At 46.6% G+C, this 23,113-nt stretch carries 19 protein-coding genes; 5 read left to right on the forward strand and 14 right to left on the reverse strand.

Going from position 1 to position 23,113, the window contains the following annotated elements; all coding sequences use genetic code 11:
• Positions 1-56 precede the first annotated feature (56 nt).
• The 3 genes from cydD to cyaB all read left to right on the forward strand — a co-directional run bounded on the left by cydD (position 57) and on the right by cyaB (position 4,436).
• Positions 57-2,009: a heme ABC transporter permease/ATP-binding protein CydD gene (gene cydD / locus L5M71_RS06000; protein ID WP_263207177.1), complete on the forward strand. Its 1,953-nt coding sequence runs from the start codon at positions 57-59 to the stop codon at positions 2,007-2,009.
• A complete protein-coding gene (gene cydC / locus L5M71_RS06005; protein WP_263207180.1) occupies positions 2,006-3,757 on the forward strand; it encodes a heme ABC transporter ATP-binding protein/permease CydC in 1,752 nt (583 codons plus the stop codon). Before cydD ends, cydC begins: the two co-directional genes overlap by 4 nt.
• A gap of 91 nt (positions 3,758-3,848) precedes the next feature.
• Entirely contained in the window at positions 3,849-4,436 is a 588-nt protein-coding gene (gene cyaB / locus L5M71_RS06010) for a class IV adenylate cyclase (protein WP_263207182.1), read from the forward strand.
• Positions 4,437-4,754: 318 nt separating this feature from the next.
• On the opposite strand, the gene L5M71_RS06015 is transcribed toward cyaB, so the two are convergent.
• Together L5M71_RS06015 and L5M71_RS06020 are read right to left on the reverse strand one after the other, a co-directional pair.
• Positions 4,755-4,931, reverse strand: a complete 177-nt coding sequence (locus L5M71_RS06015; protein WP_006082937.1) for a helix-turn-helix domain-containing protein — start codon at positions 4,929-4,931, stop codon at positions 4,755-4,757.
• Positions 4,932-5,023: 92 nt separating this feature from the next.
• The gene (locus tag L5M71_RS06020) at positions 5,024-5,767 is read right to left on the reverse strand and encodes a DUF599 domain-containing protein (RefSeq protein ID WP_131524297.1); all 744 of its coding nucleotides are present in this window, start codon (positions 5,765-5,767) and stop codon (positions 5,024-5,026) included.
• A 747-nt stretch (positions 5,768-6,514) separates the two neighbouring features.
• Here L5M71_RS06020 and L5M71_RS06025 point away from each other — a divergent pair.
• Positions 6,515-7,387, forward strand: a complete 873-nt coding sequence (locus tag L5M71_RS06025; protein WP_263207185.1) for a tetratricopeptide repeat protein — start codon at positions 6,515-6,517, stop codon at positions 7,385-7,387.
• 549 nt (positions 7,388-7,936) lie between these two features.
• On the opposite strand, the gene putA is transcribed toward L5M71_RS06025, so the two are convergent.
• The 4 genes from putA to L5M71_RS06045 all read right to left on the reverse strand — a co-directional run bounded on the left by putA (position 7,937) and on the right by L5M71_RS06045 (position 14,161).
• Complete coding sequence (gene putA / locus L5M71_RS06030; RefSeq protein WP_263207187.1) at positions 7,937-11,131, reverse strand: bifunctional proline dehydrogenase/L-glutamate gamma-semialdehyde dehydrogenase PutA; 3,195 nt, start codon at positions 11,129-11,131, stop codon at positions 7,937-7,939.
• Between the two features lie 257 nt (positions 11,132-11,388).
• Positions 11,389-11,940, reverse strand: a complete 552-nt coding sequence (locus L5M71_RS06035; RefSeq protein ID WP_113939030.1) for a TIGR04211 family SH3 domain-containing protein — start codon at positions 11,938-11,940, stop codon at positions 11,389-11,391.
• Positions 11,941-12,164: 224 nt separating this feature from the next.
• Positions 12,165-13,454: an inorganic phosphate transporter gene (locus L5M71_RS06040; RefSeq protein ID WP_212600432.1), complete on the reverse strand. Its 1,290-nt coding sequence runs from the start codon at positions 13,452-13,454 to the stop codon at positions 12,165-12,167.
• A 26-nt stretch (positions 13,455-13,480) separates the two neighbouring features.
• Positions 13,481-14,161, reverse strand: coding sequence for a TIGR00153 family protein (locus tag L5M71_RS06045; RefSeq protein ID WP_105251552.1), 681 nt, complete (start codon positions 14,159-14,161; stop codon positions 13,481-13,483).
• 231 nt (positions 14,162-14,392) lie between these two features.
• Here L5M71_RS06045 and L5M71_RS06050 point away from each other — a divergent pair, with 231 nt between their 5' ends.
• Positions 14,393-15,886 (forward strand): inorganic triphosphatase, encoded by a 1,494-nt coding sequence (locus L5M71_RS06050; protein ID WP_263207189.1) that lies wholly within the window; start codon positions 14,393-14,395, stop codon positions 15,884-15,886.
• Between the two features lie 83 nt (positions 15,887-15,969).
• Here L5M71_RS06050 and L5M71_RS06055 read toward each other — a convergent pair whose 3' ends face one another.
• From L5M71_RS06055 to L5M71_RS06090, 8 genes are all read right to left on the reverse strand, one after another.
• Positions 15,970-16,794 (reverse strand): ion transporter, encoded by an 825-nt coding sequence (locus L5M71_RS06055; protein ID WP_219251958.1) that lies wholly within the window; start codon positions 16,792-16,794, stop codon positions 15,970-15,972.
• 155 nt (positions 16,795-16,949) lie between these two features.
• Positions 16,950-17,279: a hypothetical protein gene (locus tag L5M71_RS06060; RefSeq protein ID WP_028761837.1), complete on the reverse strand. Its 330-nt coding sequence runs from the start codon at positions 17,277-17,279 to the stop codon at positions 16,950-16,952.
• Positions 17,280-17,380: 101 nt separating this feature from the next.
• Positions 17,381-18,034: a DUF4178 domain-containing protein gene (locus tag L5M71_RS06065; protein WP_219253960.1), complete on the reverse strand. Its 654-nt coding sequence runs from the start codon at positions 18,032-18,034 to the stop codon at positions 17,381-17,383.
• A gap of 164 nt (positions 18,035-18,198) precedes the next feature.
• On the reverse strand, positions 18,199-18,888 hold the full coding sequence (locus L5M71_RS06070) for a PspA/IM30 family protein (protein WP_028761835.1): 690 nt from the start codon (positions 18,886-18,888) through the stop codon (positions 18,199-18,201).
• Positions 18,889-18,899: 11 nt separating this feature from the next.
• A complete protein-coding gene (locus tag L5M71_RS06075; RefSeq protein ID WP_105251554.1) occupies positions 18,900-19,313 on the reverse strand; it encodes a YjfI family protein in 414 nt (137 codons plus the stop codon).
• Positions 19,314-19,391: 78 nt separating this feature from the next.
• Complete coding sequence (locus L5M71_RS06080; protein WP_263207191.1) at positions 19,392-21,116, reverse strand: polyamine aminopropyltransferase; 1,725 nt, start codon at positions 21,114-21,116, stop codon at positions 19,392-19,394.
• 4 nt (positions 21,117-21,120) lie between these two features.
• Complete coding sequence (locus L5M71_RS06085) at positions 21,121-22,020, reverse strand: DUF350 domain-containing protein (protein ID WP_113939026.1); 900 nt, start codon at positions 22,018-22,020, stop codon at positions 21,121-21,123.
• A 13-nt stretch (positions 22,021-22,033) separates the two neighbouring features.
• A complete protein-coding gene (locus L5M71_RS06090; protein WP_105251557.1) occupies positions 22,034-23,005 on the reverse strand; it encodes a hypothetical protein in 972 nt (323 codons plus the stop codon).
• Between the last annotated feature and the right edge of the window lie 108 nt (positions 23,006-23,113).

The following is a 23,113-nucleotide window of genomic DNA, read 5'->3' on the forward strand; positions in this document are numbered from 1 at the left end:
TTATCGATAGCCGATCCTCGCTACGAGTCGCTTAATTGTTTTCTTGTTGGAGCACCATGGATAAGTCGTTAGAAAAATCCCTGCTTGTTTGGCTTAAAGCCCAGAAAAAAGCCTGTGGCTTGTTCCTTAAATTGTCGTTATGGCTTGGGATGATAAGCGCCGTCGCTATGGTGGCGCAGGCTTATATTATCGCGACGATTCTCGATGGCGTGATCATGGGGCAGCAAGTCATGCCGCTCACTGACAATGTCCAGATGGTCAGTTCCAGCGTGAGTATTGATACCTATACACCTCATTTTATTGCGTTAATTGCCTTGATGTTACTGCGTGCCTTGCTGGCTTATGGACGTGAACGCGCCAGTTTTGAGGCGGGTAAGCGTCTACGTGGTCATATCCGCGCGGCAGTAATGGACAAGTTGACTAAGCTAGGTCCGGCGTTTATTAAAGGTAAACCCGCAGGCAGTTGGGCTAGCATAGTGCTAGAGCAAGTCGAAGATTTACAAGACTTTTATGCCAGATACCTTCCGCAAATCAGCCTTGCTGGCTTTATTCCCATCCTCATTTTAGCGGCGGTATTCCCGATTAACTGGGCGGCAGGCTTAATCCTGTTACTCACTGCGCCGTTAATCCCTATGTTTATGATTTTAGTTGGCATGGGCGCTGCCGATGCCAATCGCAAGAATTTCAGTGCGCTTGCAAGATTAAGCGGCCACTTTATGGATAGATTAAAAGGCTTAAGCACCTTGAAACTCTTCCTCCGTGGTGATGCTGAGCTAAAGGTGATCGCCACTGCTTCGGAAGAGTTCCGTAGTCGCACTATGTCGGTACTGCGGATGGCTTTTTTAAGCTCGGCGGTACTAGAGTTTTTTGCGGCGGTTTCGATTGCCGTGTTGGCGGTTTATTTTGGTTTCAGTTACTTAGGTCACTTGGATTTTGGCTACTATGGCGCCCATGCCAATATCAGCTCGAGTACAGATCCTCAAATAGTCGGTATTCCTTTTAGCCTGTTTACTGGGCTGTTTATTCTGATTTTAGCCCCTGAGTTTTATCAACCGCTGCGGGACATGGGCACTCATTACCATGCTAAGGCGCAGGCCGTCGGCGCCGCGGAAGCCTTAATTACCTTGCTCGAACATCCCGAACCTGAGTTTGTCGGCCAAGTGCGCATCGATAGCATAGAAACCCTGAGTGCCGACAATCTTGAAGTGTTTAGTGTTGATGGCACGCGTTTACTCGGCCCGCTGAGTTTTGAATTAAAAGACAATCAACGTTTAGCCTTAGTTGGCCCAAGCGGCGCGGGGAAAACCAGTTTACTCAATGCCTTATTGGGATTTTTACCTTACAAGGGACATTTGCTGATCAATGGCCATGAGTTATCCGCATTAGATTTAGCCCATTGGCGCCAGCATTTAGCTTGGCTGGGCCAAGAACCGCAGTTATTCCACGGTACTGTGCGGGATAACGTAGCTTTAGCCGACCCAACTTTGCCTGACGATAGGCTGTGGCACTTACTGGCTGAGGCCAATATCAGCGACTTCGTTAAGGCGCAGCCACTGGGTTTAGATGCGCCAGTCGGTGAGCAATCTTCCGGTTTATCCGTCGGCCAAGCCCAACGTATTGCCTTAGCAAGGGCGCTTGGGCAGCAGGCGAGTTTGTTTGTCCTTGATGAGCCTACGGCCAGTTTAGATAGCCAGAGTGAGCAGGCGGTGAGTTCTGCGTTAAATCGGGCCATGGCGGGTAAGATGTGCATTATGGTGACCCATAGATTAGATCAGTTAGATCAAATGGATACTATTCTTGTGCTCGATAAAGGCTTGATAGTACAGCGGGGCGACTTTACCACTTTGTCTAACACAAACGGCTTATTCCAAACTTTACTGCGTGAAAATGTTGAGTCCGTGGCGGATATTGAACTTGTATCGTTATCGGTCAGCGGCAGTGATGCGCAGCTTGATTGTGGCGCTTTACTCGACAGTGCCGCCGAGCCCACTAAAGGAGAGGCCCAATGAAAGTGCTAATCCCCTTTATTCGATTATTCTCACGCCAATGGCTGATGATGTCCGTGGGCTTGCTGCTGACCATTATTACCTTAATGGCTGGCATAGGTTTACTGTCACTGTCGGGCTGGTTTCTTTCTGCTACCGCGGTCGCGGGTTTGACGATAGTTACGGCCCAGTCCTTTAACTTTTTTACTCCTGCGGGCGGCGTGCGTTTCTTATCCATTGCCCGTACTGCCAGTCGTTATGGCGAGCGTTTAGCGACCCATGAGGCGACCTTTAAGTTGCTGACTGAGCTTCGCGTTTGGGCGTGGCAAAAACTCTTACCGCTAAGTGCTAAAAATCTGCAGGGGCTACGCCGTGGCGACATGCTCAATCGCTTAGTGGCCGATATCGATACCCTAGATCATCTATATCTGCGACTGCTCACGCCTATGGCGGCATCACTGCTGATTACTGGGCTCTTGTATCTGTTTCTCGCTTGGTTCGATGCCAAGTTGGCCCTGAGTCTCTGCCTATTTTTAGTCGCCGTTTGGCTGGTGATGCCACTGCTATTTTATCGCCTTGGACACATGCCGAGCCGTACTATGCTCGAAACTAAGCGTCATTATCGGGTGCTGTTGCTTGATATGCTGCAAGGCCAAGCCGAGCTCAGCCTATTTGGCGCCAACGACAGATTCAGGCAAAAACTAAACGAGGCTGAGGCAAATCTGTTTAAAAGCCAAAGTGCGATGGCCAATATCACAGCGCTCAGCCAAGCCATGTTGATCCTCTCCACTGGCTCAGCCTTGATCATGATGCTGTATTTGGCCGCTCAAGGCGTGGGTGATGCTGTGCCGCCGGGCCCTATGTTTGCGCTTATGGTGTTTGCCACTATGGCCTGCGTTGAAATGATGATGCCGATCGCGGGCGCGTTTCAGCATTTGTCTGGCTGTGTATTGGCGGCGACACGGATTAACGAAATCACCGAACAAGAGGCCGATATTCAATTTGTTACCGATACTGGCCTTAAGGCAAAATCTGGCGCATTGCAGATTGAAGATATCCACTTTGGTTATCGAGACGATCAACACGTGCTGCAAGGCTTGTCCCTTGAGATAAAAGCGGGGCAAAAAGTCGCGCTACTTGGGCCAACGGGTTGCGGTAAGTCGAGTTTACTGGCGCTGATTACCCGCGAGTGGCAAGCGCAGCAAGGGCACATCAAGCTCGACGGTCATGCACTTGCAGAGTACAGCGAGCGCGGGCTTAGGGATGCGATGACTGTGATTAGCCAACGCATCTATTTGTTTGCGGGCACTTTACGGGAAAATTTAGTAATAGCCTTACCAGTTATCGAAGGCGAGAAACGCACTGCCCACGATAAGCGCTTGATTGATGTGTTACAGCGGGTCGGACTTGGCGCTTTACTCACGGGTGATAAACCGCTGGATAGGTGGATAGGTGAAGGTGGACGTCAGCTTTCGGGTGGCGAGCAGCGCCGAATTGGTGTTGCTAGGGCGCTGCTGCGTGATGCGCCGCTGTTATTGCTCGATGAGCCAACAGAAGGGCTAGATAAACGCACCGAGCGGGAAATTTTAAGTTTACTGTTTGAATTTGCTCAGGATAAAACCTTGCTGATGATTAGCCATCGTTTAACGGCTATGGCGAAGATGGATCAAATTCATTTACTCGGTCAGGGGAAGATTATTGCGTCTGGCACTCACCAGAGCTTAATTGAAGACTGTGCAGAGTATCAGGCCTTGTACCAAAGACTCGCTTAAGGTTTTGGATTTAATCTTTTGGAATTAAGACGTTGGCGCTCAATATTATAAATAGCGATATATTTTACCCATTAAAAGCGGATATGAATCTATGAACCCTGCGATGCCGGAAGCATTAGCCCCACAAATTAATGCCCATTTTAATGGTAAGTTTGAGGTCGAGCTTAAATATCGCTTATTGGATCGCCACGCTTTTTTCGCTGCCTTACAAATGAGAAATCCCGAGGTCATGCTCGAAGATAACCTTGAGCATGACTGTTACTTTGATCTGCCATCACAGTCACTTAAAGGTGAGCACAAGAGCTTGTGTATCCGTGAGATGCAGCCATCGGGGATAATGCTGTGGATAGTGAAAGGGCCAGAAAAAGACCGCTGTGAAGCCGTGAATATCACTGAAGCAACAAAAGCAAAAAGTATGCTGCATACCTTAGGCTATGAGTGTGTACTGGAAATTAAAAAGCGCCGCAGTATCTATTTTCTGGATGAATTTCATCTAACAATCGATCATATCGAAGGTTTAGGGGATTTTGCTGAACTCGCGATTATGACCAATGATGAAACCCTATTGCCTAAATATGAAGTGCAATTACAACAACTCGCCGCTGACTTAGGCCTAAGTGAAGTGCAGCGGGAGTGGTTATCCTATCGGCAGTTGCAGCAGGCTTTAAATAATAAGTAATGGTTCAATCTTTTGGATTAACAGCTTGAGGCTTAATAGCTTAAAGTTTCATCGCTTAAGTTTTATGGTTTACACCGCTAGATTTTGCCTAACCAATCCTTCGCAACAAACCGCTATGGCTAAGTTCAAATCCCTTTGAGCGTCACTGTCCATATCGCATTCACCGTTTGTTTTAACTCGCTATCGACGACTTAAACTTAAGCAGCGTACTTTAATTCGAGTATCACATTTCAATTCAAGCCACCTTTACAAATTCAAATTCAAACGGCTTACATACTGATTACTCAGTTTTATTTGCCGTGAGTTACTTGATGCGTTTTAGCCTAAGCGTTGTGAAAAGGCGAGGTAGCGTTTAACTTCCGCTTCAGGGAATTTTAATTCGTCACCATCTTGAACACTTGAGAGTAAATTCTCCCGAGCGAAGCGTTTAATGGTCGCTGGTGTTTTATCTAGCATTTTGCACACTTCATCTAAGGTTAATAAGTTATCGCTCATGGCACTCTCCCAGTAATTCAATAGAAACATAACCCAAAGAGTATAGAACAATAATTCCAATCAAGATGACGCGGCAGCCTAAACCGCCAAGGCTATGATTCTATTTTGTGGTTGCGGGCGGTTTCCCGCACTTGGCTCTCTATTTGCAGATGGCCTTTTGCCGCTGTGATCGCCAGAACGGCACGGGACTTGAATTCGCGGCGATATAAGGTTGCGACCACAAATAAGCTGGCCGAGATAAAGAGTATCGGGTGTACAAACCAGCACAATACCGCCATTGAAAAGTAATAGGCGCGTAAACCATAGTTATAGGAGTGTGCCGCTTGATCTTGCACTGTTGCCATTTGTCTTGCATAGGCTTTGAGATTGTCATTTGAGCCATCGGTGTCCAGAGGACCCGCGCCTATCATCACGTTCACAAAACCGTATTGGCGCATCGACCAAGTAAACTGGAAGAAGGCCATCACAAAAATGCCAACTAGTAGAGCTAACTTGACTTGCACCAGCGCATGATTCGGTGGCGTAGCGAAGGGAATCGTCGCAATAACACTTTCTAGTCGTTCAACTTGCGCAAATAAGGTCAGTACACCCGCGAGCACAAACAGCGTAGTCGAGGCAAAAAAGGCAATATTTCGCTCAAGGTTGGCCAGTAGCGCCGCATCCCCCACACGCACGCCGCGGGTCATTACCTCTAGCATCCAGTAAATTCTATGCTTATGCAGACCACGGGCAATACAGTCTGTATCTCTCGCCTTGCTACGGGCAAAGGCGGTGTAGCCAGCCCAAGAAACGATAAACCACACCAATGCAGAAATATCTAACAACGAAAATGTCATAGCTACCTTGAGAAAGTGACCTTGATAAAGTGAAAATCAATCGATTGATTGAAGGCTGATTATGAAGGTTTTTATCTCTTAGGCGCAATCCCCTAGTATCACTTTGAAATCCATCCTATTCACAATTTGAAGCCGCTCACATTGGTAGTTTTGAAGTCCTGCTTTAGAGCTGACTCATTTGGGAGGAATGGGCTTAAAAGTTCATGCTAAAGGTGTTGTTCACACAACAACTTAAAAACGTAACTATAATAGTGAATGGCGGTTTGTTAAACGTTGTATCCCTGAGAGGAAGTTATGATTGGCGTCAGGCCAAAAATAGGAGTGAGGCCAATCATGGTACTGACTCGACGACACGCAGCTAGTCCGTCCGTGGATGCTCGACCGCCCCGTCCATGGGGCGGACGGTCGTCTCGCCTCTTACCATGGTTTGCCTTTCGAAAATCAGTGTAATCTGCTGTTCCAAAAGACTAGCATTACCATGCCGTGAATGGTCAATTTATGGCAATGCTCAATTACCCTAACCATTCATAAACCCGAAAGTGAGTTATCAATAACAGGACATTTAAAAATGGGTGGCACATTGAATTTTTCATGAGTGTCTTAATTAATTTCCTTACATCTTCATAAACCGTATCTGGTTCTTTACCTTAAATGATAAAGATATGTATGCTAATGTCGTATCTGCCAAATGGTTTATTATAACAACCACTGTAACAAGATCAGCTAGGCCAAACGGAAGGAACCAATATGCTTAAGTCTTTTATTTTTATGATCTCCTTAACCACAGTTACTGGTCTTGTTGAAGCCAAAAGCTCAACAGATGCTTCGACTAAAAATATATCTTTTACTCCTCCTAATGTTGAAGTTCTCTCAAATAAAATTAACATGAACGACTTAAAAACCTGTGCAGAAACCCAGCCCAAGTGTGCATCAGCTCTAGGGGTCTTTTATTTATATGGGAAGGGAGTAGAGCAAAACTACCAAACGGCATTTGAGTACTTTTCCTTTGCAGCAAAACATGATGTGGGTAATGCATATTTTCATCTTGGTATTATGCATAAAGATGGCGTAATAACGGGGAAAAATGATTTCATACAAGCATTTGAAGCTTTTTCCTCCGGAGCTAGTTTAGGAGATCGTCCTTCACAAATATTTTTAGCTTCTGCGTATGAAACGGGTGAAGGCGTTGAAATAAACTATGAAAAAGCTCTTAAATGGCATTTGGCAGCTTCTGCACAAGGAGACGATACAGAGCAACGCAAAGTTTGTGATTATTATCAAAATGGCTGGGGTACGGAAATCGATTACGAAAAATCTTTTGAGTATTGTAAACGTGCATTATTAAACGGCAATGCCTTAGCAGCTCAAACGCTAGCCAATCATTTTTATAGGGGGTTGGGCGTCAAGAAAGACATATTGCAAGCCTATAGCCTTCTAATTGTATCGAAAGAACTAGGAAATTCAGCTGTCGATAAATACCTGCCTCACGTTCAAAGTTTGTTATCAGATAAAGAAATACTTAAATCAAAGAACGAAATCGAGATTTGGCATAAGGAAATAACTAACAATAAATCGAAAAATGATTCAGACAAAAAGCTCCAAAAAACTATAATTTATTAAGACATCCATTGTTAAATTTTGTAACGAAAATGCTGAATTGAGGCATGTTCAGGCTAACAGGATACTCAGTGGTTAGCAGTGTAAAATTAGATAGGCACCACTCTCTTGTTATTAACAGCTAACTCCGAAGCAACAGAATACACCTCCCCTCGGAGTTGCCGCAGGGCGAATAGACAAATTGCGTGAGTCTCGGCATGGATGCCGAGCTAGCTTTCGCAGGTGCAGGTGCGAATGAAAATCGGTGATTTTCACGCTAATGAGCGAGAGGCTGTGATTGCCAAACTGGAGTGCTTTACATGGATGTAAAGCGAGGACTTCGGAAGCGATAGCAAATTTGGCAATGAGCACAAGGGGCTTTCAACTCCGCTGGGGCGTCTTGGCTGATGTGAAACCAATAGGCAAGGAGGATAGGACGAGCAGTCCTCCTTGGTCGGGTGTGGGGTGAAGCCCCACGACTTTGATTTTGATTAATGTAATAAAAAGGCCAGACAGTGTCTGGCCTTAACTTTATACAATGGTCTTAGCTTAAAGCTGAAGATGTGAGCAAGCTTATTCTTCGCTATCACCCAGTGACAGTAACGTCGCATTACCACCGATAGCGGTGATGTTATTGGTGCGGGTCTTTTCAGTCACAAAACGGGTTAAGTAGTGTGGGCCACCGGCTTTAGGACCTGTGCCTGACAGGCCTTGACCACCGAAAGGCTGTACACCGACCACAGCGCCGATTTGGTTACGGTTAATGTAGACGTTACCTACGTTCACTTTGTCGGCAACTTCAAGGGCATGGCCTTCGTTACGGCTGTGGATACCTAAGGTTAAGCCAAAGCCTGTGCTGTTGATCTCGTTGATCACTTGGCTCAGTTCGGCTGCCTTGTAGCGGATCACGTGCAGGATTGGGCCAAAGTGTTCTTTTTCGAGCACTTTGATTGAGTCGATTTCCACTGCAGTTGGCGACACGAAGTGACCGTTCTCAGTGCCAGCAGGCAGCGGCATTTGCTTGATAAGCTTACCGACTTGCTTGATATGATCGATATGCGCATCTAAGTTGGCTTTGGCGGTGGCGTCAATCACGGGGCCTACGTCGGTTTTGATTGAACTTGGGTTGCCAATCACTAACTCATCCATGGCGCCTTGCAGGACTTCGATCACGCGATCGGCGATGTCTTCTTGGAGGAAGAGCACGCGCAGTGCGGAGCAGCGTTGGCCCGCGCTGGTGAATGACGATGAAACCACATCGTTAACCACTTGCTCGGGTTGAGAGGTAGAGTCCACTACCATGGCATTTTGGCCGCCAGTTTCGGCGATTAATGGAATAATCGCGCCTTCGCGGTTGGCGAGTGTGCGGTTAATCAGTTTTGCTGTGCCAGTTGAACCGGTAAAGCACACGCCACCGATACGTTCATCGGCCGTAATTGCGCTACCCACAGTCGCACCAGTACCCGGTAGGAATTGCAGCACTTCGACAGGAATACCTGCTTGATGAGCGAGTTGAACCGCACGGTAACCAATAATTGAGGTTTGCTCCGCGGGTTTTGCGATGACGGTATTACCCGCCGCTAATGCCGCAGAGACTTGACCGAGGAAGATGGCCAATGGGAAGTTCCATGGGCTGATACACACGAATACGCCGCGGCCTTGGAGGAACAGTTCGTTCAGTTCACCCGTTGGGCCTGGAAGTAGTTCAGGTTTTGCCATCATCTTCTTGGCTTGTACTGCGTAGTAACGACAGAAATCAACGGCTTCACGGACTTCGTCGATACCGTCTTGAATGCTCTTGCCCGCTTCACGGGTACAAAGAGCGATCAATTCTTCGCGGTTTTCTTCTAATAAATCGGCCAATTTTTGCAGTGCAGATGTACGGGTTTCCACTGGTGTGCGTGCCCAAGAGGCAAATGCTGCTTCAGCAGACGCGACGGCTGCTTCGATTGCAGCTTTGTCGGCGAAGGCGACTTGACCTACGGTTTGGGTAGTGTCGTATGGGCTAACAACCGTTTTATGTTCGCCAGTTAAGGTTTTACCGTTAACCAGAGGGCCCGCTTGCCATTGGGTATTTTTAAACTGTTCTAGTGCCGCGAAAAATGGCTCAGATTCGGAAATGATGTTCATATTGAGTCCCTTGGAATTTTTGCGATCGCTACCGAAAATATCGGCAGGTAAAACGATTCTGTTGTTAGCCAGGGTTTTATAGCCCGTCAGCGTTGTTAGCGGATGTACCACTAATGACTCTATGGGGGTTTTAGGATCCACCAGTTTGTGGACGAACGAAGTATTCGCGCCGTTTTCTAGCAGACGACGGACTAAATAGGGCAGTAGATCTTTATGGGCACCGATAGGGGCATAAATACGTACCGCTTTAGCACCGGCTTCAGCCAGAATCGTGTCGTACAGCTCTTGTCCCATGCCGTGTAAGCGTTGGAACTCATGGTTACGATCGCCCGCCATATCGGAAATTGCCGCAACGGTTTGCGCATTGTGGCTAGCAAATTGTGGGTAGATAGCACCGCGAGTCGCATCCGATAACAAGTAACGGGCGCAGGCGAGGTAAGAAACGTCAGTACCGGCTTTGCGAGTGTAGAGTGGATAAGCGGCTTCGCCAGCTTGTTGCGCCCACTTAAGTTCGCTATCCCAATAGGCGCCTTTAACTAAGCGAACTGGGATTTCATCCCCTTGATCTTTCGCTAGACGCGTTAACCAAACCAGTACGGGCAGGGCACGCTTAGAGTAGGCTTGTACTACTATGCCGAGTAATCCCCAGCCTTTAGTTGCTTCAGAATTAAACAGTTTTTGGAACAGTTTTAGTGATAACTCGAGGCGATCGACTTCTTCAGCATCGATAGAGATACCGATATTTAAGCCACGTGCCAGCTTAATCAGGCGAATCACTGTGTCGTACAGTTCAGTCAAGACGCGGTCTTCATTGGCCACTTCGTAACGTGGGTGCAATGCCGATAGCTTGATGGAGATTGTTGGGCGCGGTGATTCATTTTCGTTATAGCTTTGAGCACCGAGCTCAGTTATCGCATTGGCGTAATCGGTATAGTATTTCTCGGCATCTTTGCGAGTTAACGCCGCTTCGCCCAGCATGTCGTATGAATGGGTATAACCTAACTTACGTTTGTCTTCGCTGTTTTTTAGGGCTTCTTTCATGTTGCGGCCCAGTACGAACTGCTTACCCATGATCTTCATCGCTGCCATCATGGCTTGACGGATTACGGGTTCACCGAGGCGATTCACTAAGCGGCTCAGCAAGTTGCTTGGGGTACCATCGAGTTTTTTATCAAGTTTAACGATTTTACCTGTGAGCATTAAGCCCCAGGTCGATGCGTTAACCAGCACTGAGTCACTCTTGCTCATGTGCTCATCCCACTTAGCGCCTGAAAGCTTATCTTCAATTAGCGCATCGGCAGTGGCCGCATCGGGAATTCGCAGTAAAGCTTCGGCTAAACACATCAGGATAATGCCTTCCTGTGTTTCTAAGCTGTACTGTTGCAGGAAGGCATCTATGCCGACCATCAAGCCTTTTTTATCGAATTGACGAACCTTATTGACCAGTTCGTGGGCACGACGAGTGACGCGCTCTATGGCTTCATCACTTGAGGGAACTAGTTTGATCAGCTCTGACAAGTATTGTTCTTCATCAACAATGTAGTTGTCGCTGACTGCTTTGAACAGTTCGTCGAGATTGGCAGAATCGTAGCGGCCTGCCAGCACTTCACTCGCTTTGAACATAGTTATCGCTTCCATCTTGGCCGTTATTGGGGCGCTATTGTTGAAACAAATTGGGAGGCGCCAAACGCATTTGATATTTTGTATACAATATGAAGGTTTGCGCGCGCAGATTATACAACCAAAATGTGACGGACAACACTATAGCGTGAAAGATTGTGAAGCTTGTTTGATTAGCTTGTTAATAAGTCGATGTAACGCTTGATTGACAAAAAAGCCAGTGTTTGAAAACACTGGCTTTTGGAAGGTAAATTAAGACTTGTTGTGTGTCAGACTCACATCCAACGTTTTTTATTGCGACGTTGTGGTCTAGGTAAATACACTAAAATAATGCCTAGGATTAAGCCCATGCCTGCGATTAATCCACCTTGGCGCCAAAGTTCAAAACGCTCGTCTTGAGCGGTGCGATCTACCGCATTTTTCAGTTGATCACGTTCTTGAGTCGTTTTAGCTAGGTTGGTTTCTAACTCGCTTAGTTTAGCCTTTAATTCGAGCAGTTCGTCGGCATGATTATCCGTTGAACTTGATACTTCTGCTAACTTAGCTTTGGCCTGTGCGAGTTCAGTTGTTAACGCAGGGACTTGCTCACGGAAACTTTGAGTCGAACTGATCAAGTTGGTTTGTACCCAACCTTCACGGCCTTTATGGTCGATTATTTTGGAGTAATCACCTTGAGTTTCGTTGAGCAGTGTCACAGGTTGACCCGCTTCAATTGATCCAACAATTCGAAACTCAGTACCAGGGCCACCTAAAAGATACAGAAACACGTTATCCGAGATGTAGCGGGATTGGCCTTCGGCCAGCAGGTTGGAAGACAGCAAGATCATTCCTACCAGAGTCAGGAGTCTAAACACTTTTGTATTCTCATCAACGAAATAGTCTGCACATGCTAGGGATTTGAGGCCTGTAATGCAAGAGGGAAGTCATAGACTTCCCTCAACTTTACGGCATCCATGCTATGACCATTCCAATTTAATTCAATCTTTCCTACGACCTTCTAGTCCTAGGCGCTAATACTGCTTAATGTCAGCAACACATTTAGCGAGACTTCTTAATTAAAAATACCTTTAATCATATAGAAGAAGATGATTGATAGGCCAGCACCTGCTGGTAAGGTCACAACCCAAGATACGACGATATTACGTACCACACCAATGTTAATCGCTGCGATACCACGGGCCATACCTACACCTAATACCGCACCCACTAAGGTTTGTGTGGTAGAAATAGGTAAACCAGTGCTAGAAGCAATAACTACAGTTGTTGCCGCGGCTAATTCTGCCGCAAAACCACGACTTGGCGTTAAGTGAGTGATGTTTTTTCCGATAGTTTGCATAACGCGCTGACCAAAAATCGCCAGACCCATCACAATACCTACGGCACCCAAAGGTAAAATCCACCAGACTAGAGGTGATTTCGCTGCAATCTCACCACCGCTATTGACGACAGAAACAACCGCCGCTAATGGGCCAATCGCATTTGCTACATCGTTTGAACCATGGGCAAAAGCCATACAACAAGCAGTCAAAACCATCAGGATCGCAAACACTTTTTCAACGTTTTTGAACTGGGTTTGACGATCTGCTTTATCACTCATTTGCAAGCGTGAAATGGCGATTTTACCTAAGATACCAACTACAGCAGCAATAGCACCTGCGAGTAGGTAAGACTCGGTAACTGAGAAATGCAGACCAACATGGGATAAGCCTTTCATAATCGTCATTAATGACATGATGAAACCAGCAAATGCCATATAGAAAGGTACGAAACGCTTAGCATTACTCAATGGATCGTCAGTGTTGAAAATGAGTTTTTGAGTGCTTTGGAAGAGGATGAATGCCATAAAGCCCGAAATAGCAGGGGTTACGACCCAAGAGCCTACAATCCCGCCCACTTTATCCCATGAGACTGAATCTGCACCAACACCCACGGCGGCGAAACCAATAATCGCACCGACGATGGAGTGAGTCGTTGATACCGGCCAGCCAAGGGCCGATGCGACGACAAGCCAAATACCTGCTGCCAACAATGATCCTATCATGCCGTAAACCAGCAATTCAGGAGTCGCAGTGAAATAGCTAGAATCAATAATACCGCTACGAATGGTATTGGTAACTTCGCCCCCAGCTAAAAATGCACCGGAAAACTCAAAGATCATTGCGATAATAATCGCTTGTTTAATTGTAATTGCGTTTGAACCTACAGAGGTTCCCATCGCATTGGCAACGTCATTCGCCCCAATACCCCATGCCATGAGAAAACCAAATGCAGCCGCAATGGCAATAAGCCACGGGCCATTGGTGACTAAGACGTTAGCCACCTCAATACCTGCATCAACCATATTGATACCTTGATAACCTTAATTTGTTAAACGCGAGCCAGCATAAGCTCAAGACGCGAACCGACGCGTTCGGCAAGATCTGCAAGACCACCGACCCATTCAATCGTTTTGTAGAGGAACATCACATCGACAGGATTCAATTCAGATTCCATAGCGAATAACTGACGGCGTAACTGAATTTGTAGATCGTCAGTATCTTCTTCGATGATATCGAGTTCATTGATCATTTTTGCCACTAAGTCGACTTCACGGCCACGGAAACCTGTTTCTAACAGATCTTCGAGTTCATTAATGACTTGTTTTGCTAGTGCTACCGCATCGATACAGCGTTGTAGATAAGCAATAAATGGGACTTGCATGACCTGAGGGATTAACAGCTGACGGCCGATAACACGACCGGAAATATCTTTGGCTTTGTTGGCTATCTTGTCTTGTTGAGTTAAAAGTTCCAATAAATCTGTTCGTTCTACTGGCATAAATAAACCGCTTGGCAGAGTAAGTCGGATTTCACGCTTCAGTGAATCTGCTTGCTTCTCGGCTAAACTAATTTGCTTACGTAATTGAACTGCACTGTCCCAGTTACCTGTGATCGTGGCTTCGAAAAAGGGGACGAGTAACGATGCGCAATCGTGTACTTTGTCCATGTGCTCTTGAAGAGGCTTAATTGGCGATTTTGCAAACACGCCCAAAATAGAGTTTACTGGCATTGCCGTTTACCTATTTAGATTGTTCCATTATTGGAAAAAGCGGGCGCATGTTAACCTATGCGTCCGCGTATTGAAACTGTGTTTTTTCAGAAAAAACGACAGGTTTATTCTAACGGGTTATATACCAACTGCAAAACCAAATCCTACGGGATTTTTATGACACATTTGTGACATTATGAACTAAAGATGACGCATCGATGAATATTTGATGACAAAGTGAGCGGTTACGCAATGAATGCTGAGATTGAATTAAAACTGTTTTTCCTGCCGATATATCAAGAATCCCTGATAAATAAGTTAGATAGTCTCGATAATGCCGTACCTCAAGGTCAACGTCGTTTGGCGAATGGTTACTTCGACACCCCTGACTTGCAATTACGTCAGTGGGACATGGGATTGCGGGTGCGCGGTTACGATGCGCACCGAGAGCAGACCATAAAAACCGCAGGACAAGTCGTGGGCGGCATTCATTCGCGGCCCGAATACAATGTGACTATCCAATCCGATAGCCCAGACTTAAGTCTATTTCCTATCAGCATTTGGCCCGCTGATGCCGATTTAGCAGCTACTCAAGCTCAGTTGACTTGTATATTTCACACCGATTTTTATCGTCGCGCTTGGCATGTTCAGATTGATAACAGCGTGGTCGAAGTGGCGTTAGACATAGGTGAAATCACCGCCAATGGTCAGCAAGAAGCCCTGTGTGAGCTCGAGTTTGAACTCCTCAGTGGCGATACTGAGGCGCTACTTAAGCTGGCGATGCAGGTGGCGAGTGTTGTGCCCGTGCGTTTAGGTAAGGCCAGTAAAGCGCAGCGGGGCTATCGATTGGCGGGCAAGGCTAAGCCGCTCGATTTAAAAGCATTGGAATTTCTGCCACTGGCCGAGTCACACGATTCTTCACAGGATTTAAGTGCAAACTGCCAAATCCTGCTTGAAACCGCCCTTGAGCGCTGGCAATTATTAGAGAGCATGATTGCAGAGGAAAGCGACCCTGAAGCCTGTGTGGCACTATGGTGGCGGATGCGCGCCTGTATTCGTTTGCTGCGCATGACCTTAAATCAGTTCGAATTATTGAATGTGACACTGTCTAGCCAATTTATGCTGATTGAAAAGCAGCTCGATTTTATTGAGCAGGCACAGGCGTTGACCGCCTTGCTTGGTAGCCAAAGAGGCTTATTTGCTAAACTTGGCCAACATGCCCAAGTTAAGGCGCGACTTCTGGCGCAACTGACAGAGATTAATCTGACGGAACGCTTACTCTCCCTATGGCAACAGACCGAATATGGTCAATTACAGCTGGCTATTGTTGAACTGTTGCTAAAGATCAGTGCTGGTGAAGTGGATATCACCCATCAGCCTAGCTTACACCAGCATGCCGATCGTGCTCAGCAAGCTTCTTGGATGGCGATAATTGAGGTCATGCCACTCAATAGCGTCATGACAGCGGCAAATTATCTACAAGTGGCCACAGTGTTGGATGCGAGCATTCTTGTGGGTCATGCCTACGGCAGTTTATATGAGGCGAAATCACGGGACGCATTTCGTGCACCTTGGCAAGATCTCGCGCTTGGGATTAAAACTTTGGCTTGTTATCGCGCCTTACAGGATGCGAGTCGGGAGTTAGATATCAATTTAGCTGAGTGGCTGGAAGACAAGCAGCAGAGTTTGTTGTTTGCTATGGAATCGACACGCCGTAACGCGATGCAACAGCAGGTCTACTGGTAATATTACTTTTTATCGCTGATAAACGGAAAAGGCTCAATCTATATTAGATTGAGCCTTTTCATTAGTCCGTTTTCGCAACAAAGTCAGCTATTTTTTGTTTTGATAGCCTGCTTAAGTTCCGCAATTTGAGCCAGCATTTGCGCTTGATTTTGTTCTATTTTTTGTTGGTTCTCTTCCATTCTCGCTAAGGCTAATTCAAGCTCTGATTTGATTTCGGCTTTATGCGCATCTTGGCGTTCTTGGCGTTCAGATTCATCTGGCGCGACAAATACCGATGCCATATAACCTGAAATCACCCCAAAAAAACTCACACCGCTGACAATGACCACGCCACCTATGATGTGGCCTGCTGTGCTTACAGGATAATAATCGCCGTAGCCGACGGTAGAGATAGTGACTAATGCCCACCAAATCGCTTGCTCAGCGGTCTGGATATTGGCGCCTTCGGTGCCGCTTTCGACGATGAGCATAATGACGGAAGCTAATGTTAGAATCGTCACCATAGCAACCAGTAAACTGGCTAAGGTGGCTTGTTTACGTTGTTTTACCAGTGGGAGCAGCAGTGAGCGACTCATGCGGATCAGGCGTATTACCCGTAGGATTTGAAAAAGCCGTGCCATACGTAGGGCTTCAATCGCCGGAATACTGGCAATAAAATCAATCCAATGGTGTTTAATGAAAAAGCGTTTATCGCGAGCACGGATCAACCCAACAAAGAAGTTGATCATAAAAATCATGCAAATACTGGTATCGACAAAGAAGAGCAAGCGGTAGGTTTCGCTATCTAGGCGGCCGAAGGTCATGACAAGTACTATGATCACCGACAGCAAGGACAATAGCATCATCGCCATTTCGAATGGAGAAGGAGTGCCAAGGGTGCGAAGCGACCATGGGGTTTTATCTGTCATGCCAAACATGATCCCTGTTAAGTGCGGCGAATATCACTACTAAAGTAAAAGACTTTAGGCTGTGAGTAAATTGACTGAGTTAATAAAAGGGTTATATATCGATTAATCGCGCCAGCCAATGGTAAGAAGGGTTGGCGCTTGAGATCTGCGTTGCTTTAGGTTTCATCAACAAAGTGGACTAAATCGTCGAGTACACGGCGTTTAATTTCTAGCTGTGAATCGGCACTTAAACCATATTTCTCTGCCAGTTGCACATAGTCATCTGCATTGAGTGACACGGTAAGGCGCGGACGCGTTGGCCGTTTCGATACGCTAAGACCTAAAATAGTGCGAATTTGATCAGAAGGGCTAACGCCTGCATCTAACGCGGCTTTACGAATAGAGTATTGAAATTTTTCATCGAGATCGAAGGCAACCTGTGTCGCCTTAGCGGCTTGTTGGTTCTTTAACCATTGCTCGGGCAGAGGGTGTTTGGTTTTACTCATGGCGTATTACCTATTGCTATCAACCGTTTCTAGCACTTATCTGTGAGATTGTATTGGGATTATTGATAAAGTGCGAGCACGCACTTTATCTTATTTTCGTGTTATTTCGCCGGCCAGTATTCCCGAATATCCGTTAGCGGGCGATATAGGGTCAAGACAACATCGGTATCACCCCCTTCGTAGACTTCCACTTCGACGGCGCAGCTTTCATTGTCATCAAGTAATAAATAGTACTCAAAGGGCTCACCTGTGGCGCCATTGGCATCCTGTGGCGGCTTTTGGCCACGATAATCCTGACGATGGAAATAGCCAAAAGCGGCAAAAGTCACTTGGTGGTATTGTTTTCCAAGCCATTGTTCAAGTTGTTCAGCTAAGTCGGCCGATAATACTTGCGTAGTTAACTCGGCATGACCCGGTTCCTCGAACAGGGCGCTGAATTGCTCGAGATCGAATAATTGCTCCACTTGGGCGCGGGAAACCTTAATCGAAAAGGCGAGATAGGTTTCGTCGTCTTCTTCAATGCTCAAAAAGAGAGTATCGCTACCATGTCCCTTGAGTAACCACTCGGAGTGTTGTTTACGTTCAGACTCGTAAGTATGTACGGCTTCGACTCTTAATTGTTGACCACGGAGTTGTGGTGGCAGGGCAAAACTATCATCGATTGAGATCATGTCGCCGACATTGAGCTGGGACGGGTGATTGAGCTCGCGCTGTGGCGGGGCTTTCTTACCAAAAATACTATTGAAAAATCCCATAGTGACTCCTGCTGACTATGCTCGCGTGCGGCCTCATATTGATTGGCTGCGGATATTCACGGGCAATAGTGGTCATTTTTATTTAATGAGGATGAAACAAAAAAATGCCGAGGTCAGTAGGGGGTGATGATCCCACTGAGACTCGGCATTCGGTCAATCATTGCTTAGCTTTTACGTGCTTTGATTCGATCTAGCACTGCATTTGCGTTTGACTTTTGCTCACCAATACCCGCTTCGGCTAGTTTGGCTTGCAACGACTTATCACTGTTTTCATCGGCTAAGGTTTCAGCCGCTTTTAAACGGTCGTCAAATTGTTGCTGACGTGCCTTGATACGTTCTAGTGAATCTTTAGCGTTCAGCAGCTTAGAGTTGCTAGACGCGAACGAGTCAGTAATGGTTGCCGTCGCTTTTTGTACGCTTTCAGTGGTTTTAACCATGCTCAACTGACGTTGATAATCAGACAGTTGGCGTTCGGTTTTCTTCACTAAGTCTTTCAAGCGTGCAGCATGGGCGCTAAAGCTGTCGTTGGCGCTTTGTTGTTCAGACAACTCTTGGTCTAACTGAGCAATCTTTTCAGCAATTTCAATCGCTAATGCTTCATTGCCTTTGTCTAATGCTTGAGTCGCATAACCTTCGTGTTCTGCAATCGAACGTTTCAGACGGTCGATTTCACGGCTGGCTTGCATTTCTTTTGCCATGACATCGGTCAGTTCACGTTTAGCATTGGTTAAATGCTTTTCTGCATCACGGATTTCCTGTTCGAAAATGCGGGTTGAGTTTGCGTCAACGATGCTTTGGCCAACTTCGGTGGCACCACCGCGAAACGCTGTTAAAATTTTATTCAGAATGCCCATTTTGTGGCTCCTTATTTCAGATAGTCGACCAATTCATCAATAACTTCTAAACAGTTATCAGATAAAACTGCTAATTCTTGCTCGATTTCGAGCATGCTAGATTGTAGTGATAGCGCACCGTAAACCACGTATTTGTCATCAATTTTTGCAAAAGCTGACAATGGCATTGGAATGTTGAGCTCTAGCATGGTTTCAAACATTTCACTGCGACGTTCTTGATTTACTTCGTTCTCGCCCCACAGGTAGCTGATGCAAAGCACTTGGTTGTCCGTTACCGATACAAATACCGGGATTTCTTCACGGCCGACCACATTCACTTGCAACACTTCGACTTCACCATCGATTGGATAACAATCAAATTGAAAGCCAGTTTGGCTGTTGTTGCCAAGACTGTTGAGGTGATTGGCAATGGTATGGATATTCATATTTGTCCTTATTGACATATTATGTCTGTGTTCAAAGATAGCACCGAGACATAATATGTCAAGTACTATCTCATCCTATTAAAAAAGATCCAGTCCTTGATTCTCGGACCAATCTTGCAAATGGTAGTGATACAGCTGCAATGAACCCAATTCATTGGGTTTTATGTTGGCGGCATCTTGATAAAAATTGGCTGGAAACTCAAAGGCGCCATCCACTAAACCTAAAGTGAGCCAGTCATCTTTGATGGGCAACTCAGTTAACTTCGCTAATCTGTGTTGTGCATCGAGCCCGCCTAAGGTTGCAATACTCCAGCCCCATTCGCCAAAACTGGGCACATTATGATGGTACTGCTTGACGTCAAATCCCGCCAATGCCAAGGTTTTTGCTACCGAAATAAAGGCCTTAGGGGCATGGTAAGGCGATGTTGACTGTACAGTCAGAGCGCCATCACTGCTCATAAGTTCCTTTAATTTACGGTAGAAATAGTCCGAATAGAGCTTATTAAGATCGGGATGGCTCGGATCGGGCAAGTCTACGATAATCGCATCGTATTTCACGCCTGTGGCAATCAGTTTATCGACACCATTAAATGCATCGTCGTTGATCACTGTGACACGGGGATCGTTCAGTGCATTGCCATTGAGCGCCAACATAGCGCGACTGAGACTATCGGGCATATCTGTATCGGGCGATTTAAATAATTGCACTAGGCCCACATCGAGATCGAGCAGCGTGACTTGTTCAGGCTCCCAGCGCAGTACTTGTTTGAGACCGAGTCCATCACCGCCGCCAATGATCAGCACCTTGTTGTGACGGGCACTGGCCGCGAGCGTAGGATGAACGAGAAACGTATGGTAGATGTGCTCGTCTATGCTAGAAAATTGTAAGCGACCATTGATGTATAAAGCATAAACGGGGGGCAGACCGTTACCGCGCAACCGCTCGGTGAAGGTCAGCTGTTGGAAACGTGTCGCCTTGGCGTAAACCACTTTGTCTTTATAGAGCAAATTATTGAATTCTTGCTCCCAGCGTGGGCCGTGGATTGCTAATACGAGTAAGACACCAGTCACGATAAAATGCCCACTCAAAAGCAGTTTAGGGCGGCGGATTTTAGGCCAGAATCGCCAAATAAACACAAAACCTGCCAATAGATTGAAACTGGCGGTTAAGGCGGCGGCGAGTTGGATATCGATGGCGAGCATAAAGCCAACCCAAATGGCGGCACCTATGCCTGCGCCTATGTAATCAGCTCCGTAAATGGTGCCCGCGTTATGCAGTAAATGCTCGTCGGAAAGGGATTGGCGAACCCTAGCAATCAGCGGGATTTCCATACCAATCATCAGGCCCAATAACACACCCCACACATAGGGTAAGTATTCGCTGAGTTTTTGCAGCGAGCCTATCATGCCACCTTCGGGCTGTTGATCTGGCGGTAAACCTAAGGTGTTAGCAATGATCAATGGTAGTTGTTGACCAAAACCAATCACCGCTGCTGTGATTAAAATGGCGAGTGAGCCACAGAGTGCAACTGTGAGTTCTAAGATCACAAAACCGGTAAAGGCATCACGGATCTTACGCGCGGCGAAGGCACCTAGTCCCATGGAGACAATCATTAAGCCTATCATGGTGTAAATGGCGGCTTCTAATGCGCCTAAAATGCGGCCCGCATAGTGGGATAAAAGATATTCGTAGATCAGGCCGCAACCTGCTAATACGGCCATAATGCCCAATAAGAGAACATCGTCGAACCAACCTAGGCGGCTAGGTTTAGCCGCCGAGGGAGTTAAGCTAATTTCTTGCATTCGATTAAGCCATCAGTGCCGTAAGAATAAGTGCGATAGCGATACTGATCGCCATTTCTACTGCGGCGATACCGATATTGTGTTGTCTTTCCACTTCATCGGCTAAATCGATACGGGCTAATACCAGTTTCTTCACGACGAACAGCAGTAAGGAGAGTGCGATCAGCATAATGACTGAGAACACTAACCAACCGATCACGTTAGTCACATAAGCCGTTGGATTATAAATAATAAAGTGACTGGCGGCATTAAAGCTCAGTGCCATAGCAATCATGTAACCCGCATGGCGTAGCGCTAACGCTGTATGACCTTGGGCTAAGGCTTGCTGCATAGACGAGTCTTGGTTGCGGCTTGCGAAACGGTTTTCACGCCAGCGCGTGAGTAGCACTAACATCAACTGCGAAATCGCAAAGGCGCTGAAGATGGCAATGAAGGTATCGACCGTTAAATCTTCTGCCCACAGTAAGACGGAGCGAATGATAATGGCGGTAGCAATAGCAACGCTAGCATCGACGATAGCGACGGACACATTACCTTTGATGATTTGCTCGTTCTTATCAAACTCATTTAGCGCTATTTTATCGTGGAGAAAACGGCCGAGTTTAATCAGTACTAAACCGAATAAACCATAGCAGCTCATGCCAATCGCTTCGGTAAGATAAGAGTGTGCCGCAGCGCCTGTGATAGCGCCTGTAAGCACTATGCCTAGGGCGGCAACTGCGCCAGCGGTACTTATGCCAAAGGCAAAGTTATCCCGCTCTGCCAGCTCCTTACTGCTATTGACCTTTACACTCCAACCTTGCAAATAACGCATTAGCGTTAGCAAAATCACGGCTATGGTGAGATCGATAGCCAGAATGATGGCTAGCTCTGGTGTGATACCGAAATCCTGAAATAATGTCATTGGAAATCCTTAGTTACTTGCCCCGGCGCACACTGCGGGTCGTGCGATTGCTGGAATTGCGGAAACTGCTGTCTTTAGCATAGTTAGATCGAAACTTACTGTTCGAACTCTTGCTCGCACTTGTCGTGCTGGCCTTAGGTGCGCTGGTACTTTCACGGGATAACGCCGTGCCACCAGTTCGCGGTTTAGCATAAGGGCTGTCAAAGCGCTTGCCTTGTGAGTCGAAACGTTTTTTCGTTTGTTCGAAGGTCTTATTTTGCGCATCTGCTTGTTTGGGTGAGGTATAGCGATAACGACCTACGTCATTGTAATAGCTATAACCTCGGTTACCCGACCAACGATCGTAGGAAACTGGGCGATTGAAGACATTCGAAAACATCGAATACATGCCATACCAAGCCCAAAACGAAGTGCCGCTCGAGTCGGTTTGCCAGTTACCGTAAGAGGGATTGCCGACCAGTTGACTACCAGGGCCGAAATCTTCACCGCCATTGGCTAATGTTGCGGCCTCACGGCTAATCGCATTTACGCGAGCCAGTTTGCCGTCGGACATATCGGCGACCACGTTGACGGGATCAGACAACATATCGTTAAACAGACTGGGATCTGCGGCTTGATAAAGATTTTCTGCTTCGGCCAGCTGTTGATCGAGATCAGCAAAGTTACTCGCCACTTTCGATTCATCTAAACGACGTTTTAGCGAGGTATACATGGGACCTTGGGTACCAGAATCCTTTGCTAATTCATCGAGTAAGGGGGCTAAATCGGGTTTCTGTTGCTTTAGCAGTGTCGTGTATTGTTTTAAGAGATTAGCGTTACGCAACTGGCCGTCATCGATCATCGTCGTGAGCGTAGCGAGACGTTGCTGTGTGAGTTGTTGATACTTCGCGATTTTATCCGGTCTGTCATCGCCACAACCCGTCAGCGATAGCGAAACGGCTAAAAAAAGTATCGATGTGAGAACACGGGTTAGCATTCCTGCCATGTTTTCTCCAAAAGGTAATGAAATAAAACTCAAATACTTGCAGGCAATAATAATCCGCTTGCCCAATATGCCTGCCGCGCAGGTTATAGTACCCTTAAATGCCACAGA

It is taken from the genome of Shewanella sp. SW1 (assembly GCF_025653545.1).
Classification (GTDB): domain Bacteria; phylum Pseudomonadota; class Gammaproteobacteria; order Enterobacterales; family Shewanellaceae; genus Shewanella; species Shewanella oncorhynchi.